This window comes from Kitasatospora sp. UYEF31, assembly GCF_057291755.1.
Window position 1 is genome coordinate 126,941 of the sequence record NZ_JBXAWK010000009.1, and the last position, 16,338, is coordinate 143,278.

At 68.5% G+C, this 16,338-nt stretch carries 16 protein-coding genes; 12 read left to right on the forward strand and 4 right to left on the reverse strand.

All coding sequences use genetic code 11. The features are described from left to right. The first annotated feature begins 48 nt into the window (after positions 1 to 48). Positions 49 to 1,458 (forward strand): SWIM zinc finger family protein, encoded by a 1,410-nt coding sequence (locus AC0Z36_RS07020; protein ID WP_485461821.1) that lies wholly within the window; start codon positions 49 to 51, stop codon positions 1,456 to 1,458. Between the two features lie 108 nt (positions 1,459 to 1,566). On the opposite strand, the gene AC0Z36_RS07025 is transcribed toward AC0Z36_RS07020, so the two are convergent. Continuing rightward, positions 1,567 to 1,866: a YiaA/YiaB family inner membrane protein gene (locus tag AC0Z36_RS07025; protein WP_485461822.1), complete on the reverse strand. Its 300-nt coding sequence runs from the start codon at positions 1,864 to 1,866 to the stop codon at positions 1,567 to 1,569. A gap of 83 nt (positions 1,867 to 1,949) precedes the next feature. On the opposite strand from AC0Z36_RS07025, the gene AC0Z36_RS07030 reads away from it, so the two are divergent. Next, the gene (locus AC0Z36_RS07030) at positions 1,950 to 3,206 is read left to right on the forward strand and encodes a cytochrome P450 (protein WP_485461823.1); all 1,257 of its coding nucleotides are present in this window, start codon (positions 1,950 to 1,952) and stop codon (positions 3,204 to 3,206) included. Between the two features lie 22 nt (positions 3,207 to 3,228). Here the strand turns inward: AC0Z36_RS07030 and AC0Z36_RS07035 are convergent, their stop codons facing one another. Next, positions 3,229 to 3,387 (reverse strand): hypothetical protein, encoded by a 159-nt coding sequence (locus AC0Z36_RS07035; RefSeq protein WP_485461824.1) that lies wholly within the window; start codon positions 3,385 to 3,387, stop codon positions 3,229 to 3,231. A gap of 195 nt (positions 3,388 to 3,582) precedes the next feature. On the opposite strand from AC0Z36_RS07035, the gene AC0Z36_RS07040 reads away from it, so the two are divergent. The 7 genes from AC0Z36_RS07040 (at position 3,583) to AC0Z36_RS07070 (ending at position 11,554) form a co-directional block, all read left to right on the forward strand. Further along, entirely contained in the window at positions 3,583 to 5,013 is a 1,431-nt protein-coding gene (locus AC0Z36_RS07040) for an alanine/glycine:cation symporter family protein (RefSeq protein WP_485461825.1), read from the forward strand. A 398-nt stretch (positions 5,014 to 5,411) separates the two neighbouring features. Next, a complete protein-coding gene (locus tag AC0Z36_RS07045) occupies positions 5,412 to 6,734 on the forward strand; it encodes an extracellular solute-binding protein (protein ID WP_485461826.1) in 1,323 nt (440 codons plus the stop codon). Between the two features lie 120 nt (positions 6,735 to 6,854). Then, entirely contained in the window at positions 6,855 to 7,742 is an 888-nt protein-coding gene (locus AC0Z36_RS07050) for a carbohydrate ABC transporter permease (RefSeq protein ID WP_485461847.1), read from the forward strand. Beyond that, positions 7,739 to 8,587, forward strand: a complete 849-nt coding sequence (locus AC0Z36_RS07055; protein WP_485461827.1) for a sugar ABC transporter permease — start codon at positions 7,739 to 7,741, stop codon at positions 8,585 to 8,587. The genes AC0Z36_RS07050 and AC0Z36_RS07055 overlap by 4 nt, the downstream gene beginning before the upstream one ends. A 20-nt stretch (positions 8,588 to 8,607) precedes the next feature. Continuing rightward, positions 8,608 to 10,143, forward strand: coding sequence for a glycoside hydrolase family 13 protein (locus AC0Z36_RS07060; RefSeq protein ID WP_485461828.1), 1,536 nt, complete (start codon positions 8,608 to 8,610; stop codon positions 10,141 to 10,143). A gap of 110 nt (positions 10,144 to 10,253) precedes the next feature. Further along, complete coding sequence (locus AC0Z36_RS07065; RefSeq protein ID WP_485461829.1) at positions 10,254 to 11,267, forward strand: LacI family DNA-binding transcriptional regulator; 1,014 nt, start codon at positions 10,254 to 10,256, stop codon at positions 11,265 to 11,267. Between the two features lie 71 nt (positions 11,268 to 11,338). Continuing rightward, the gene (locus AC0Z36_RS07070; RefSeq protein ID WP_485461830.1) at positions 11,339 to 11,554 is read left to right on the forward strand and encodes a hypothetical protein; all 216 of its coding nucleotides are present in this window, start codon (positions 11,339 to 11,341) and stop codon (positions 11,552 to 11,554) included. Positions 11,555 to 11,596: 42 nt separating this feature from the next. On the opposite strand, the gene mgrA is transcribed toward AC0Z36_RS07070, so the two are convergent. After that, positions 11,597 to 12,598: an L-glyceraldehyde 3-phosphate reductase gene (gene mgrA, locus AC0Z36_RS07075; protein WP_485461831.1), complete on the reverse strand. Its 1,002-nt coding sequence runs from the start codon at positions 12,596 to 12,598 to the stop codon at positions 11,597 to 11,599. Between the two features lie 191 nt (positions 12,599 to 12,789). On the opposite strand from mgrA, the gene AC0Z36_RS07080 reads away from it, so the two are divergent. Then, positions 12,790 to 13,347 carry a hypothetical protein gene (locus tag AC0Z36_RS07080; RefSeq protein ID WP_485461832.1) on the forward strand — a complete coding sequence of 186 codons (558 nt, stop codon included), beginning with the start codon at positions 12,790 to 12,792 and terminating at the stop codon, positions 13,345 to 13,347. Between the two features lie 131 nt (positions 13,348 to 13,478). Then, positions 13,479 to 13,670, forward strand: coding sequence for a hypothetical protein (locus AC0Z36_RS07085; protein WP_485461833.1), 192 nt, complete (start codon positions 13,479 to 13,481; stop codon positions 13,668 to 13,670). A gap of 26 nt (positions 13,671 to 13,696) precedes the next feature. On the opposite strand, the gene AC0Z36_RS07090 is transcribed toward AC0Z36_RS07085, so the two are convergent. Further along, positions 13,697 to 14,071, reverse strand: coding sequence for a cupin domain-containing protein (locus tag AC0Z36_RS07090; protein ID WP_485461834.1), 375 nt, complete (start codon positions 14,069 to 14,071; stop codon positions 13,697 to 13,699). 383 nt (positions 14,072 to 14,454) lie between these two features. Here AC0Z36_RS07090 and AC0Z36_RS07095 point away from each other — a divergent pair, with 383 nt between their 5' ends. Further along, the gene (locus tag AC0Z36_RS07095) at positions 14,455 to 16,161 is read left to right on the forward strand and encodes an MFS transporter (RefSeq protein ID WP_485461835.1); all 1,707 of its coding nucleotides are present in this window, start codon (positions 14,455 to 14,457) and stop codon (positions 16,159 to 16,161) included. Positions 16,162 to 16,338 lie beyond the last annotated feature (177 nt).

Here is a 16,338-nt window from a genome sequence, read left to right on the forward strand (position 1 = left end):
GGACAGTTTCGAATCCCCCAGCCGCACACCGCACCAGGAGGACCCCCGATGACAGCGCAGGCCCGTAGCGACCTCGTGGACGCCTGGCTGCGCGCGGCCGAAGCGGCGTCCTGCGATATGGCCAGGTTCAACCGGGGCCGGGCCTGCGCGGCCGACGGCTCGGTGGGGCAATTGAAGATCACTCCCGGCGGGATCAGCACCAGTGTGCGTGGCCGTTCCTACCGGCACTACCGGACAGAGGTCCGGCTGCCGGTCTACGACGCGGCGGCCTGGGGACGACTGTTCGACCGGGCGGCGGCACGCTCCGGGGACACGGCCGCCCTGCTCGACGGCGACGTTCCGGGCCGGCTCCTGGATGAACTGGCCGATGCCGGGCTGTCGTTGCCCCCGGTTCCCGGGGAGCTGAACACCTCGTGCGACTGCCCGGACTTCGGCGATCCCTGCAAGCACGCGATCGCGGTGTGCCACCAGTTCGCGGAACTCCTCGGCACCGACCCGTTCGCGGCGTTCCGGCTGCGCGGCCGGGAACGGTCGCAGGTGTTGGCGGAGTTGCGCCGTCGACGGCTGACCGTAGCCGGACCTGACGACGGCGCGGAACCGGACGCCGTGGACGCTGCGGAGGCCTACGCGGGGTGGGCGGGCGCGCCGGCCGCGCTGACCGCCCGCTTCCGGGCGGGGAACTACGGAACCGCGGACACCGGCCGGCCGGGTCCGGGCAGCCTGGCCGCCGAAGGTCCAGTCACTGAAGGCCCGGCCACCGACAAGCCGCTCGACGTTCGCAACGACGCGAACGATGCCCCCGCCCTCCGGTTCGTCACCAGCGCGGGCGGTGCGGAGATCCCCCCTGCGGATCTGGTCTTCCTGGCTGCCCACGCAGCCGCCCAGGCGCGGGAGCTCCTCCTGGGGACAGTGGACGACCAGGGCGCCGGCCCGCCCGCACCCGTGCCCACTGCGGAGCCCGGCCCCGTCACCTACGCCGACATCCGCCGGAAGCACGGCCTGACCGGACCGGACAACGCGGGCGACAGCAACGGCATCCCGTCGACCGCGATCCGGCTGGCCGCTTGCGCCCACGCCGCCGGCGATGTCGCACGCACCGAACTCGTCGCCCGCAACAGCGGGGTACCGGTCCCACTGCTGCGCCGGGCCGCCGCAGCCTGGGCCCAAGGCGGAGCGACCGCTCTGGAAGTGGAACGCGCCTCGTGGGACGCCCCGCGCGAAATCCTCCTCGCCGCCAGGTCCGAGCTCACCGCCGCGGCGGCCGCGGGTTCATCGCAGGCGCCGGGCCTGCCGCCGCTGCCGCCCCGGATGTGGCGCAACCGGTTGACCTTTGAGGCGGCCGGTCTGCAACTGCGCTATGCCGCGGACGGAACCTGGTATCCGTACCGGATGCGGGACGGCGAATGGTGGCCGGAGGGCGCGGCGGACACAGATCCCGTACGACTGCTGGCCCGGTGAACCGGACGCACGCCCTGCGGGCAACTGCGGTCATACGCCCTGCGGGCGACTGTGGTTCATACGCCCTGCGGGCGACTGTGGTTCATACGCCCTCCGGGCGACTGTTTTTCATACGCCCTCCGGGCGGAAGAGGTCATGATCCGTCAGCAACTTCTCCAGCCGCGCCTGGTCGACGCGGGTGACCACGCTCTCCTCCTCCTGCCGGTCGCGGACGACCTTGGCCAGGGTGATGGACGAAGTGACCGCGTACAGCAGGCCGATGGCGAGGAACGCGCGGACCCAGGCGCTCGCGTCGAGGTAGGCGATGCCCACGATCATCGACCCCAGTGAAATGGAGAAGGAGATGACCGACTGGATGAAGAACCCGGCGGTGTTCTTGGACTTCAGCGGTGTGTTCATGTCACTCATACTTTCGATCCGGATGCCGGGGAGCCTGAGTAGACCTACTCAGAGCCTTGAAGTCTTCCCCGCGCCGCCGTTTGATTCGGTGCATGACTGCGACGAAGCCCACTCCCCCGCCGGACGTCGACGCCACACTCTTCACTGAGGCCGCCCCATGGGCCGATCCGGAACGGATCGCCGGGGCACTGGCGGTGATGCGCCGTCAGGCCCCCGTCGCCTGGATCGACGGACAGTCGGCGTTCAACCCGTTCTGGCTAGTCACCCGGCATGCGGACGTGCTGGCGATCGAGCGCGATCCGAAGCTTTTCAGCAACGGCCCGCGTACGTATCTGATGGTCAAAGAGGCCGACCTGGAGCACGCCGCCGGACGTGGGGTGCGGACCCTGGTCAACATGGACGGCACCGAGCACCGGGATTACCGGGCCGTGTCCGCACCGTTCTTCCGCCCGGGGACCCTCCGTACGATGGAGGACCGGATCCGTGAACTCGCGGTGGAGGCTGTCACCGGGCTCCTGGAACTTCCGGGTGCGGCCGACTTCGCCACCGAGATCGCACTGCGCTTCCCGCTGCGGGTGATCCTGTCGATCATGGGCCTGCCGGAGGCCGACTATCCCCGGATGCTCAAGCTCACCCAGGAGATGTTCGGCGCCACCGACCCGGATCTCCAGCGGGACGTGGACCCGGAGGCGGTCTGGGAGACCATCGCCGACTTCGCGAAGTACTTCGGCGCGCTCACCGCCGACCGTGTCGCCTACCCGACCGAGGATCTGGCCTCGGTCATCGCGAACGGCGAGCCCGGCGGCTGCCCGATGGGTGACCTGGAGAAGATGTCGTACTACGTCATCATCGCCAGCGCGGGCCACGACACCACGTCCTCGGCGATCGCGGGCGGGCTGCTCGCACTGCTGAAGAACCCGGAGCAGCTGGAACTACTGCGCGGCAAGCCCGAGTTGATCGACAACGCCGTCGAAGAGGTGCTTCGGTGGACAACTCCGGTTCGGCACTTCATGCGCACCGCGACCGCCGACACGACGGTCGGCGGAGTTGCGGTCGCCGAGGGCGAGTCACTGCTCCTGTCGTACGTGTCCGCGAACCGCGACGAGGAAGTGTTCCCCGATCCGGACCGGTTCGACATCACGCGTTTACCCGGTAAACAGCTCGCGTTCGGCTTCGGCACGCACCACTGCATCGGTGCCCCGCTGGCGCGGATGGAGATCCGGCTGCTGCTGACCGAACTGCTCGCCCGCGTCGGGCACATCGAGCTCGCCGGGGAGGCCCGCTTCAGCCAGGCTCGCTTTGTCAGCGGGGTGAAGAGTCTGCCGATCAGCTTCCGGGCGCGCGGCTGAAGCGTGCGAAACCCGTGATCACCTAACGGCTCAGCCGTACGCGCCACCAGCGGCGGCGGTCCGGCGGGGCGGAACCCGGCGGTGGGGTCGCCGTCTTCGGCCGTACGGCGGGCATCTCCTCGGCGGGTATCCCCTTGATGGGTATCCGCTCGGAAGATATGCGCTGGTCACTGCTGGCCATTCCCGCCCCATGGATCCAGGTACGCACCCGCCGTGTCGGGGCCGCCGTGCGGCGAGTCGGGAGTTCTGCGTGCGGAGACGGGGTGCGGGTCTCCCGTACGGCCTATCGACAGGTCGTCAAATCTGCACAAAGATAACTAGTTGGACATAATGTCCCGGTCGGATCCATGCACAACGCCACAGACCGGGGACACGGATGGACAAGTTCGACCAGTGGATCATCGACCTCAACGACCACCTGTGGACCTGGGTGCTGATCCCGGTGGTCATCGTGCTGGGGTTGTACTTCACGGTGCGCTCGGGGGCGGTCCAGGTCCGGATGTTCCCGGAGATGCTGCGGGTGCTGCGGAACAAGCCGGCCGACGACGCGTCGGGCAACAAGCAGGTGTCGGCGTTCGGGGCGTTCACCATTTCGGCGGCGTCGAGAGTCGGCACGGGCAACATCGCCGGAGTGGCCACCGCGATCAGCCTGGGCGGGCCCGGCGCGGTGTTCTGGATGTGGATGATGGCGATCGTGGGTGCCGCGTCGGCGTTTGTGGAGTCGACGCTCGCCCAGCTGTACAAGATCCGCGGGAAGGACGGCTTCCGCGGTGGTCCGGCGTACTACATGCAGTTCGGGCTGAACCGCCGGTGGATGGGCCTGCTGTTCGCGGTCGCGATCACGCTGACCTTCGGGCTGGTGTTCAACGCTGTCCAGACGAACACGATCACCGCGACGATGCAGTCCTCGCTCCCGGACAGCTGGAACGGTCCGATCGCGCCGGTGGTCGGCGTCGTGGTGGCGGTGCTGGCAGCGCTGGTGATCATCGGCGGGGTGCGCAGGATCGCTTCGGTCACCGAGAAGCTGGTGCCGCTGATGGCCGTCGCCTACCTACTCCTGGGCATCGCTGTTGTGGTCATGCACATCGGCAACGTGCCGCGCATGATCAGCGAGATCGTCGGTGAGGCGTTCGGCTTCAAGCAGGCGGTGGCCGGCGGGGTCGGCGAGGCACTGCGGCAGGGCATCCGGCGCGGCATGTTCTCCAACGAGGCCGGTCTTGGTTCGGCCCCGAACGCCGCGGCGTCGGCGTCGGTCACGCACCCGGCCAAGCAGGGGCTCGTGCAGTCCCTCGGCGTCTACTTCGACACGCTGATCATCTGCACGATCACCGCGTTCATCATCCTGAGCACCAGTCCGACGCTGGACGGCACGCGGCAGGCGTCGGACATGACGCAGAACGCGCTGAAGGACAGCCTGGGCCCGTGGTCGGGGCACGCGCTGACGGTCATCATCTTCCTGCTGGCGTTCAGTTCGGTGATCGGGAACTACTACTACGCCGAGTCCAACCTGCGGTTCATCTCGGACACGCCGCATCTGCTGAACGGCTTCCGGGTGGCCATGCTGGGGGCCGTGTTCTTCGGCGCGGTCGGCTCGGTGAGCATCGTGTGGAACCTGGCGGACGTGTTCATGGGCGGCATGGCGCTGATCAACCTGGCGGCCATCGCGCCACTGTCGGTGATCGCGTTCAAGCTGCTGAAGGACTACCGCGGGCAGCTTGCCGAGAACCTCGATCCGGTCTTCACCCGGGACCGGCTGCCCGAGCTCACGGGCGTCCAGGTGTGGGAGCCGGAGAACGCCAGGGTCTGAGGACGTCCCGTACGGAAGCCCGGCCCGCGATCGCCTTGCGGGCCGGGCTTCCCGCTGTCTGCAAGTTCTTGCAGAGACCACCGCAAAAACGGGCCACAGACAGGCAGACTTATCCGCTTTGACCAACAGGGCCCCAAAAACCTCCATACCTGACCAGACTCCAGCAAAACGTCCTAGCATCCCGACATTTCCTCCCGGTGACGTGTGATCTTCCGCTCTGTAATTTCTTGCGGAATATTTGCGCAAGCCCTTCCATCAGGGTCACTTCCGTTGCTACGTTCCTCCCCGCGGCACCGATTCCGCGCCCTCCCCGGGGCCGGTCGGACGCCGCGTTCTGATGTGGCGCCACTGTCCCGGCAGCACCAAAGCCCCGGTGCGCCCGACCTAGGAGTGCAGGAATGCGACGGAGCATTACGACGGCAGGCATAGCCGCCGCCACTCTCGCCATGACGCTGACCGCGTGCGGCGGCGACGACGGCAGCGGCAGCGGCACGACCGGTGGCAGTGGCGGTGCCGCCCAGGCGCCGGCCGACCCGGCCGCCGTGGCTGGCACGGTCACGTGGTGGGACACCACGGACAGCACCTCGGAGGCTCCGGTCTACAAGGAGCTCGTCGCCAAGTTCGAGGCGAAGTACCCGAAGGTCAAGGTCAACTACGTCAACGTGCCGTTCAGCGACGCGCGGGACAAGTTCAAGAACGCCGCGCAGGGCGGCACCGGCGCCCCTGACGTGATGCGCTCCGACGTCGGCTGGACCCCGTCGTTCGCCGAGCTCGGCTACCTCCAGCCGCTCGACGGCAGCGCCGCGCTGGGTGAGGGCGGCAAGGACGCGTTCCTGCCGGCCGCGTGGAACACCACGCAGTACAAGGGCAAGACGTACGGCATCCCGGAGGTCACCGACTCCCTGGCGCTGATGTACAACAAGGAACTGCTGGCCAAGGCGGGCGTCACCACGCCCCCGAAGACCTGGGCCGAGCTGAAGACCGCCGCGCTCGCGGTCAAGGAGAAGACCGGCGCGGCCGGTGTCTTCATGAAGCCGCAGGGTTTCTACGCGCAGACGCTGATCTTCGGCGAGGGCGGCTCGATCGTGGACGCCGCGGCCAAGAAGATCACCCTGAACGATGAGAAGGCCGTCGCCGGCATCTCCATCGGCAAGGACCTGATCGACTCGGGCGCCGCGACCACCGACCTGACCAAGGACGGTTACACCAACATGCAGACGGCCTTCAAGGAAGGCAAGCTCGCCATGTTGATCAACGGTCCGTGGTCGGTCTCCGACGACTTCAAGGGCCCGGCGTTCGCGAACAAGGACAACCTGGGCATCGTCCCGGTCCCGGCTGGCTCGTCCGGCAAGGCCGGCGGCCCGACCGGTGGTCACAACCTGGTCGTGTACGCGGGTTCCAAGAACATCAGCGCGTCCGAGCTGTTCGTGCAGTTCCTGACGACCGCCGAGAACCAGGCGTACGTCGCCGACAAGATCAAGGTGCTGCCGACCCGCACCGCCGCGTACAGCCAGGGCACGCTCGCCACGGACCCGGTCATCACCGCCTTCCGCGGCGTCATGGACCACGCGCGGCCGGGCATCCCGGTGCCGCAGGCCGCCGACATCTGGGACTCGTTCGACCAGAACATGGAGAAGATCTACGGCGGCAAGACCTCGGTGAAGGCCGGCTTGGACGACACGGCCGCAGCCGGCCGCAAGATCCTGCCCGGCTTCAACTAAGCCGTCGCCGTGAGCACTCTCCTCCAGGAAAAAGAGCCCGCCGCCGTGCAGAAGCACGGCGGCGGGGTCCCCGCCGCCAAGCGGCGCTCGCTCTTCTCCCGCAACAAGTACGCCTGGGCGATGGTCGCCCCCGTTGTCATCGTCCTGGGCGGACTCGTCGGCTACCCGCTCGTGCAGGGCCTGTACTACTCGTTGACCAACATCAACGAAGCCAACATGGGCCGCACGATCGGCGTCAACCACATCGCCGCGACGTACCACTGGGTCGGCCTCGACCACTACATCGACGTCCTGTCCGGCAACGACGGTGTGTTCTACACCCGGTTGACCTGGACGGTGATCTGGACCGTCTCCTGTGTGGTGCTCCAGGTCGGGCTCGGCCTGGGGTTGGCCGTCCTGCTCAACCGCACCATCAAGGGCAACGCGCTCTACCGCGTCCTGCTCGTGGTGCCGTGGGCCGTGCCGGCGTTCGTGTCCGCGTTCGCCTGGCGTCTGATGCTCAACCGGGACAACGGCGTGGTCAACGCCTTCCTGGAGAACATCGGTATCGGCGGCGTCGACTGGCTCGGCGACCCGACCACCGCGAAGATCGCGGTCATCTGCGTCAACGTGTGGATCGGCGTGCCGTTCAACATGGTCGCGATCCTCGGCGGGCTGCAGGCGATTCCGCGTGAGCAGCACGAGGCCGCAGAGGTGGACGGCGCGACTCCCTGGCAGCGGTTCCGGCACGTGACACTGCCCGGGCTGCGTCCGGTGACCTCGACCATCGTCCTGCTCGGGGTGATCTGGACGTTCAACCAGTTCGCCGTGATCTACCTGGTGACCGAGGGCGGCCCGTACGGCTCGACCGAGATCCTGGTGACCCACGCCTACAAGCTCGGTTTCGCCAGCGTGCGCGACTACGCGGGAGCGGCCACGTACGGCGCGATCATCCTGTCGATGCTGGTGCTGTTCGCCGCCGCCTACCGCAGGGTGTTGGCCAAGAATGCTGTGGAGGCGAGCTCATGAGTAACCGTCAGCAGTACAAGCGCGGCTACCGCTCCCCCCTGGTGTCCGTCCTCCTCCACACCACGCTCATCATCGCGAGCGTCATCGCGGTGTTCCCCGTCGCGTGGATCGCGCTGACGTCGCTGAAGCCCGGCAACAAGTGGCAGGACGTCGGCAGCCTCAGCGGCCTGTCCTTCGACAACTACAGCCGGGTGCTGTCGGACACGGCGTTCGGTTCGTGGTTCGGCAACTCGCTGATGGTCGCGCTGGGCACCACGGTGTTCGGTGTCTTCATCTCCGCGACCGCCGGCTACGCGCTGTCCCGGATGAGGTTCCCCGGCCACAAGTCGCTGATGTGGACCTTCCTGGTCGTCCAGATGTTCCCCGTCGCCGTACTGATCGTCCCGCTCTACACGATCATGGCGAAACTGCATCTGATCAATACGTACGGAAGCCTGATCCTGGCGTACTGCGTCACCGCGGTGCCGTTCTGCGCGTGGATGCTCAAGGGCTACTTCGACACCATCCCCGTCTCGATCGACGAGGCCGGCCGGGTCGACGGCCTGAACCCGTGGGGCACCTTCTGGCGGTTGATCCTGCCGCTGGCCCGCCCCGGGCTGGCCGTCACGGCGTTCTACTCGTTCCTCACCGCGTGGGGCGAAGTCGCCTACGCCACAACCTTCATGACCACCGAGAAGAACTACACGCTCGCCGTCGGGCTGAAGTCCTGGGTGGGCCAGTTCAAGGTCGAGTGGGGCCTGATGACCGCGGCCTCCGTGCTCATCACGATCCCCGCCGCGCTTGTCTTCTTCTTCGTCCAGCGGCACCTGGTGGCCGGCCTGACCGCCGGCGGAACCAAGTCCTGACCCCCCTGAGGAACTTCCCTATGAACTCCCCCTGGTGGCGCGACGCCGTCATCTACCAGGTCTACGTCCGCAGCTTCGCCGACGGCAACGGCGACGGCATCGGCGACCTCCTCGGCGCCCGTACGCGCCTGCCCTATCTGCGCGACCTCGGCGTGGACGCCCTGTGGCTCACACCGTTCTACAAGTCCCCGATGGCGGACGGCGGTTACGACGTCGCCGACTACCGCGACGTGGACCCGACACTCGGCACGCTCGGTGACATCAAGGCGCTGGTCGACGAGGCGCACGGCCACGACCTGCGGGTCATCGTGGACATCGTGCCGAACCACACCTCGGACCAGCACGTGTGGTTCCAGGAGGCGCTGGCCGACGTCGCCGCGCGGGACCGCTACATCTTCCGTCCCGGCAAGGGTGCGAACGGCGAACTCCCGCCGAACGACTGGGAGTCCGTGTTCGGCGGCCCCGCGTGGAGCCGCGTCGAAGACGGCAGCTGGTACCTCCACCTCTTCGCCGGCGAGCAGCCCGACCTCAACTGGCACCACCCGGAGGTCCACGCCGAGTTCGCCGACATCCTGCGCTTCTGGCTGGACCTGGGCGTCGACGGCTTCCGCATCGACGTGGCGCACGGCATGTTCAAGGACCCGGAGTTCGCCGATATCGGCCGCGCGGGCCAGATCAAGCTGCTGACCACCGACCGGCTCCCCTACTTCGACCGCGACGAGGTCCACGACGTCTACCGCGAGTGGCGGAAGATCCTCGACTCGTACGACGGCGACCGGGCCATGGTCGCCGAGGCGTGGGTGCCGGACGCGACCCGCCTGGCCCGCTACGTGCGCCCCGACGAGCTGCACACGGCCTTCAACTTCCACTACCTGGGCGCCGGCTGGAACCCCAACGAGCTGCGCAAGGTGATCGACGACTCGGTCCAGGCCGTCACCGAGGTCGGCGCGCCCCCCACCTGGGTTCTTTCGAACCATGACGTACGGCGTCACCTGACGCGCTACGGCAGCCTCGAACGCGCCCGCGCCGCCGCCTTGTTGATGCTGGCGCTGCCCGGCTCGGCATACGTCTACCAGGGCGAGGAGCTGGGCCTGCCCGAGGTGCTCGACCTGCCGCTCGAAGCCCTCCAGGACCCGCAGTACCTGCGGTCCGGCGACCTGGAGCGGGGCCGGGACGGCTGCAGGGTGCCACTGCCCTGGGGCGGGGCTGAATCCCCGTACGGCTTCGGCCCGTCGGGTTCGGCCGACCCCTGGCTTCCGCAGCCGGACGCGTGGGCCGGGCTCTCCGTCCAGGCCCAGACCGCCGTCGAGGGCTCGACCCTTGAGCTCTACCGGTCGGCACTGCGCCTGCGGCGCCCGCTCGGCGGGGACCTGACGTGGCTGGACGCGCCCGGCGACGTCCTGGCGTTCTCCCGTACGGCCGGATTCACCTGCGTCGTCAACTTCGGCGGCGACCCGGTGTCCGTCGAACCGTACGGTGAACTGCTGTTGTCCTCGGGCGTCCTCGTCGACGGCCTGCTGCCGGTGGACACCGCGGCCTGGTTCCGTACGGCATGACCCTGACGTGGGGTCCCGGGACTCCGGCCGCCGGGACCCCACCACGCCGTCAGGTGATCTGCGTGACGACAGGTCATATCCCTCCCACCGCCCGGGTAGTGTCGTCCAACATGACGCCCCGACTGTCCGACATCGCCGCCCACGCCGGCGTCAGCGAAGCCACGGTCAGCCGCGTACTCAACGGGAAACCGGGTGCTTCCGAGTCGACCCGGCAGGCGGTGCTCACCGCGCTCGACCAGCTCGGCTACGAACGGCCCGTGCGGCTGCGGCAGCGCAGCGCCGGGCTCGTCGGGCTGATAACCCCTGAGCTGGACAACCCCATCTTCCCGGCGTTCGCGCAGGTGATAGAGCGGGCGCTGACCCGGCGCGGCTACACGGCGGTGCTCTGCACGCAGACGCCCGGCGGCACGACCGAGGACGACTTCACCGATCTGCTGCTCGACCGCGGGGTCGTCGCGCTCATCTACGTGTCGGGGCTGCACGCGGACACCACCGCGAGCATGGAGCGCTACTCCCGGCTGACCGCCGAGGGTGTGCCGATAGTGCTGCTGAACGGCTACACCGACAAGGTGGCCGCGCCGTTCATCTCCACCGACGACCGGCTGGCGATGCGGCTCGCCGTATCGCACCTGGTGGAACTGGGGCACGAACACATCGGCCTGCTGCTCGGCCCGCGGCGGTACGTGCCGGTCATCCGGAAGACCGGGGGTTTCCGCAAGGCGCTCGCCGATCTGCTCGACATCACCGATGCCGACCGCTACATCGAGAACACCCTGTTCACTGTCGAGGGCGGCGCGGCAGCGGCCCGTACGCTCATCGGACGCGGCTGCACCGCACTGGTGTGCGGCAGCGACCTCATGGCGCTCGGTGCGGTATCGGCCGCCCGCGACCTGGGCCGGTCCGTGCCCGCCGACGTGTCCGTGATCGGTTTCGACGATTCACCGCTGATCGCCTACACGGACCCGCCGCTGACGACGATCCGTCAGCCGGTGCAGGAGATGGGTCTGGCGGCCGTCCGGACCCTCCTTGACGAACTGTCCGGTATCCCGGCGCCGCGTACGGAGTTCATCTTCCGGCCCGAACTGGTCGTCCGGGGTTCGACCGGGGCGGCTCCGCGTCGCTGATTCGGGGGGACTTGAGTGTCCCGGCCCGCGCGTAGTGAAACTTGCCCGCGCTCCTTGGTACGTTCTCGTCCATGGCCAAGATCCCGCTCAGTGTCCAGGTGGACCAGAAGTTCGCCGATGCCGCACGCAGGTCCGCCGAGAACACGCGGATAAGCCTCAGCGAGTACATCGAACGGCTGATCGACGACGACACGCGGGCCCGGCGTGCGGCGTCCCTCCCACCCGTCCGGGACTTCCGGACCGAGACGTTCCTCATCGACTCCGGCATGATGCCGCTGCACATGTGACCGTTGTGGGGCGCTGTCCGCAGCGCCCCACAACACTTGCCCTCAGCCCAGGATGCGGTCGATCCCGGCGAGTTCGGCCTCGCTGAAAGCCAGGTTGTCCAGCGCGGCCACGTTCTGCTCCAGCTGCCGGACACTGCTCGCGCCGACGAGCACCGAGGTGACCCGCGGGTCGCGGAGCAGCCAGGCCACAGCCAGCTGCGCGAGCGACTGCCCGCGGCCGGTGGCCAGGTCGTTGAGCGCGTGGAGTCTGCCGAGGAGTCCGTCCGTGAGGCGGTCGGCCTTCAGGAAATGCCCGAGCGCCATACGGGAGCCCGCCGGGACCTCACCGGAGAGGTAGCGGTCCGTCAGCAGGCCCTGGGCGAGCGGTGAGAAGACGACGCAGCCGGCGCCGACGTCCTCCAGGGTGTCGAGCAGGCCGTCCTCGATCCAGCGGTCGAGCATGTTGTACGACGGCTGGTGAATGAGCATCGGGGTGCCCAGGCCCTTCAGGATCTCCGCGGCGCGGGCGGTCTCCGCCGGCGGGTAGGACGAGATTCCCGCGTACAGCGCCTTGCCCTGGCGTACCGCCGTGTCCAGCGCGCCCATCGTCTCTTCGAGGGGCGTGTCGGGGTCGAAGCGGTGCGAGTAGAAGACGTCGACGTAGTCCAGGCCCATGCGGGTCAGCGACTGGTCGAGGCTCGCGAGGAGGTACTTGCGGGAGCCGCCGTCGCCGTACGGGCCCGGCCACATGTCCCAGCCGGCCTTGGTGGAGATGACGAGTTCGTCGCGGTACGGGCGGAAGTCCTGCTGGAAGACGGTCCCGAAGTTGGCTTCGGCCGAGCCGTACGGCGGGCCGTAGTTGTTCGCCAGGTCGAAGTGCGTGACGCCGAGGTCGAAGGCGCGGCGCAGCACCGCGCGCTGCTCTTCGAGGGGCCTGGTGCCGCCGAAGTTGTGCCACAGGCCGAGGGACACGGCCGGCAGCTGGACGCCGCTGCGTCCGCTGCGGCGGTAGGTCATGGTTCCGTAGCGGTCGGCGGCTGCGTTGTAGGTCGGCATGGGGTCCATCTTTCCAACAGGTCCGTCGTCACGTCCGCGCGGGTGGGGTGGTGTGTGGCTCTGGTGTCGCGTGTCCGCGCGGGTGGGGTGGTGTGCAGCCGGGTGGCCGCGTGTGCCTGCGCGGGTGCGCCACTGTGTCCGGTCTGGGGTGGAGTGCCTGCGCGGGTGCCGTGATCGCCGGCGGACTAGGCTCGGGGGCTATGAGCGATATGCCCCACCCCACCGCGCGCGAGTTCCAGCTGCTCCTTGAGTCTTCCGGCGCCGAACTCTCCCCCGGGCTGAGCGACGAGGAACTGGACGGGGTCGAGGAGACGTACGGTTTCCGGTTCGCCGCCGACCACCGGCTGATGCTGTCGACGGTGCTGCCGACGGGCCAGAGCTGGCCGGACTGGCGCAGCGGCGGGGTGCGGAAGATGAAGCAGCGTCTGTCGATGCCGGTCGAGGGTGTGCTGTTCGACGTGGAGCACAACGCCTTCTGGCCCGAGGTCTGGGGCCCGCGCCCGGAGCGCACCGCCCCCGCGTTGCGGACGGCGCGCTGGAACCTGGAGAAGGCGCCGGTGATGGTGCCGGTGTTCAGCCACCGTTTCCTGCCGGGGGTGGCCGGGCAGTGGGGGCATCCGGTGCTGTCGATGATGCAGACGGACATCATCGTGTACGGATCGGATCTGGCCGACTACCTCGGGCGGGAGTTCGGGGAGGTCCCCGGACCGGTGGGGGGCGTGCCGACAGTGGAGTTCTGGAGCGGGCTGGTCGGGTAGGCGGGGTTCATCTTGATCAGGTTCACTCTGCTTGCGTCCGACGCGGGCAGAGAGCATGTGATCAAGCCCGTACGGGTGATCCCGGTGCGGAGCCGTCCGGCGTCGGCAGGCACGGCCGTAGATTCGCCGCCATGGCACGGGTGAACTTCGACGCCGTCTGGCCGCCTGCGGCTGCGGCTTCGGCTTCGGCTTCGGGCAACCAGGACGGACTGGTGACGCTCGCGCAACAACGGCGGGCCGGTGTCACCGACGGCGTCCGGCTGCGGAAGGCCTTGAGCCGGACCTGGGGACAGGGGTCGGGCGGGCTACGGGTTCTTCCCTGAACGGTGGGTCCGCGCAGTGCTTTCCGTCAGCCGGCCGGCACCGCGTAGCCCGGGATCGACGGCCAGCGCACCGTCAGCACCACCGACTCCTCCTCGGCGTACCAGGAGTGGTCGACGCCCTTGCCCCACACCACGTACTCGCCCTGCTGCGCGAGGACGACCGTACGGCCGGGGAACTCCAGCCGGAAGCGTCCGCTGATCAGCACGAGCAGGGCTTCACGCTGTTCGTCCGTCGCCCACTGGGCACGGTGTTCGTCCTTGGGGTGGACGCCCCATTTGATCTCCACGGCCTCGCTGTACCGCGGGTCGCCCGGTTCCTTGAAGTGGCCGAGGAGCCAGCCCCGGTCGGCTGCCGCGTCGGCGGTGGCCCTGCCGACGTACACGTCACCTGGATCGGTCATGCGGGGGACGCTAACACGTGGGCGCGGCAACTCCGCACTGCCGGATTCCGGACGGGCTCCAGACGGATTCCAGACAGTCTCCGGACGGGCTCCCGCACAGAAGAGCACTCCTGTGCTGTCCGGATTGACACATTCCCGCCGAGTGATTCACAACGCCCGCTGCGGACGTCCTGAACCCGCCGATATTCGCTGTCCGATTGCTCTGGTCGCAGCTACCCACCGGTACTACGCTCGCTCAGCACTTGTACGACGGGTTCCGCAACACCCCTCGCGGCCCCGGTCTGCACGCACTCCACGGCACGGTTTTCCCACGGCACAGGTTTCCACGGCACGTCTCTTCACGGTACCGCCCCCGGAATGTCCCCGTACGAGGAGTCCGACCCATGACATCCACCGCGTCGCAGTTCGAGTCGGCTGAAGCCAGACCGGAGACCCCGCGTCCCGGGGTCGTGAACGGGCTCTGGAACCGGCAGATCGACCACTATCCGGACACCCGGCCGCGCATGCTGTACCTCGCCATCGTGGTGGTCGCCTCGATCGTCCTGTACTACCAGCTGTACATCCAGTACGCCGTGTCGACCACGATGATGCGTGAGTTCGGGATGACGTTCATGTTCGCCACGTGGGTGAGCGTCGTCGGCAACGTCGTCGGCGCGTTCGCCTCGCTGCTGGCCGGGCTGGCCGACCGGTGGGGCCGGGCGAACCTGGTCGTGTACGGGCTGCTCGTCACCAGTGCGCTGGTGCTGTTCGCGGTGCCGAACGCGACCAGCAAGAACCAGTTCATGTTCTACATGGCGATCGTCAGCTTTGTTGAGGGCATGGTGCTGGTCGCCACCCCCGCGCTGATCCGCGACTTCTCCCCGCAGGTGGGCCGGGCGGGGGCGATGGGCTTCTGGACGCTGGGTCCGGTGCTGGGCTCACTGGTCGTCACCATGGTGTCCAGCCGCACCCTGAGCAGCCACGGCTGGCAGGACCAGTTCCGGTACACCGGTTACATCGGGCTCGCCGTGTTCGTCTTCGCCCTGTTCGGGCTGCGGGAGCTGTCGCCGCGGATCCGCGACCAGATCATGGTGTCGCTGCGCGACCGGGCACTGATCGAGGCCCGCGCGAAGGGCCTGGACACCGAGCAGTTGATGAAGAACCACTGGCGGCAGATGATGCGGCCGAACATCCTGTTCTCGGCGCTCGGGATCAGCCTGCACCTGATGTTCTACTTCTCGGTCGTCGGCAACCTGGTGGTGTACTACGCGACGGTCCACGGCTACAGCGAACAGCGGACGAACTCGCTGTCCAATTGGTACTGGACCGCGAACGCGATAGGCCTGGTGGTCGCCGGCATCGTGTCCGACCTCGCCAAGGTCCGCAAGCCCTTCATGATCGCCGGTGGGGTCGGCACAGTCTTCTTCACGATCCTGTTCGCCCTCCGTACAGACCAACCCAGCACCAGCTACTACCACTTCGCGTGGCTGCTGGTCGGCATCGGCATCAGCAGCGGATTCGTCTACGCGCCGTGGATGGCGAGCTTCACCGAGACGGTGGAGCAGCGCAACCCGGCGGCGACCGCGACCGGACTGGCCGTGTGGGGCTGGACGATCCGCATCGTGGTGTCGGTCTCCGCGATCTTCACGCCGATCATCGTCACCTCGGTGACGCCGCTGGTCGGGCACGGTGACGAGGTACAGGCGGCGGCGGCCGAAGCCGGGCCGCTGGTCGAGGTCGTCCAGGCACACCAGCCGTTGTTCGCCGAACTGGGGAAGTACACCAAGCAGGCGGACGTTCCCCCGGCGCTCCTGGCCCAGGCCATCAAGGAGGTCACGCTGCCGACGCTGCTGGAGATCCAGAAGCCGGAGAAGCAGGCCGCGCTGCGGATCCTCGACGAGCACGGCACGGAGGTCATGAAGGCCAAGGACCGGGCCGCCGACGAGTGGAAGCGCTGGTGGTGGTTCTCGATCGTCTGCCAGGCGCTGTTCATCCCCGCGGTGTTCGTGATGGCCGGGCGCTGGTCGCCGAAGAAGGCCAGGCAGGACGAGGCGCAGCACGAGCTGCGGGTCCAGCAGGAGCTGGCCGAGCTTGAGAAGGCTGATGCGTGAGTACGGGTTGACCCGTACGCGAACGCTTTCCTGAAAACCCTGTGGCGGGGGGGGGGGGGGGGGGGGGGGGGGGGGGGGGGGGGGGGGGGGGGCGGGGGCGGGGGGGGGGGGGGGGGGGGGGGGGGGGGGGGCGCGCCGGCGGGGGGGGGGGGGGCCGGGGGGGGGGGGGCCCGCCCG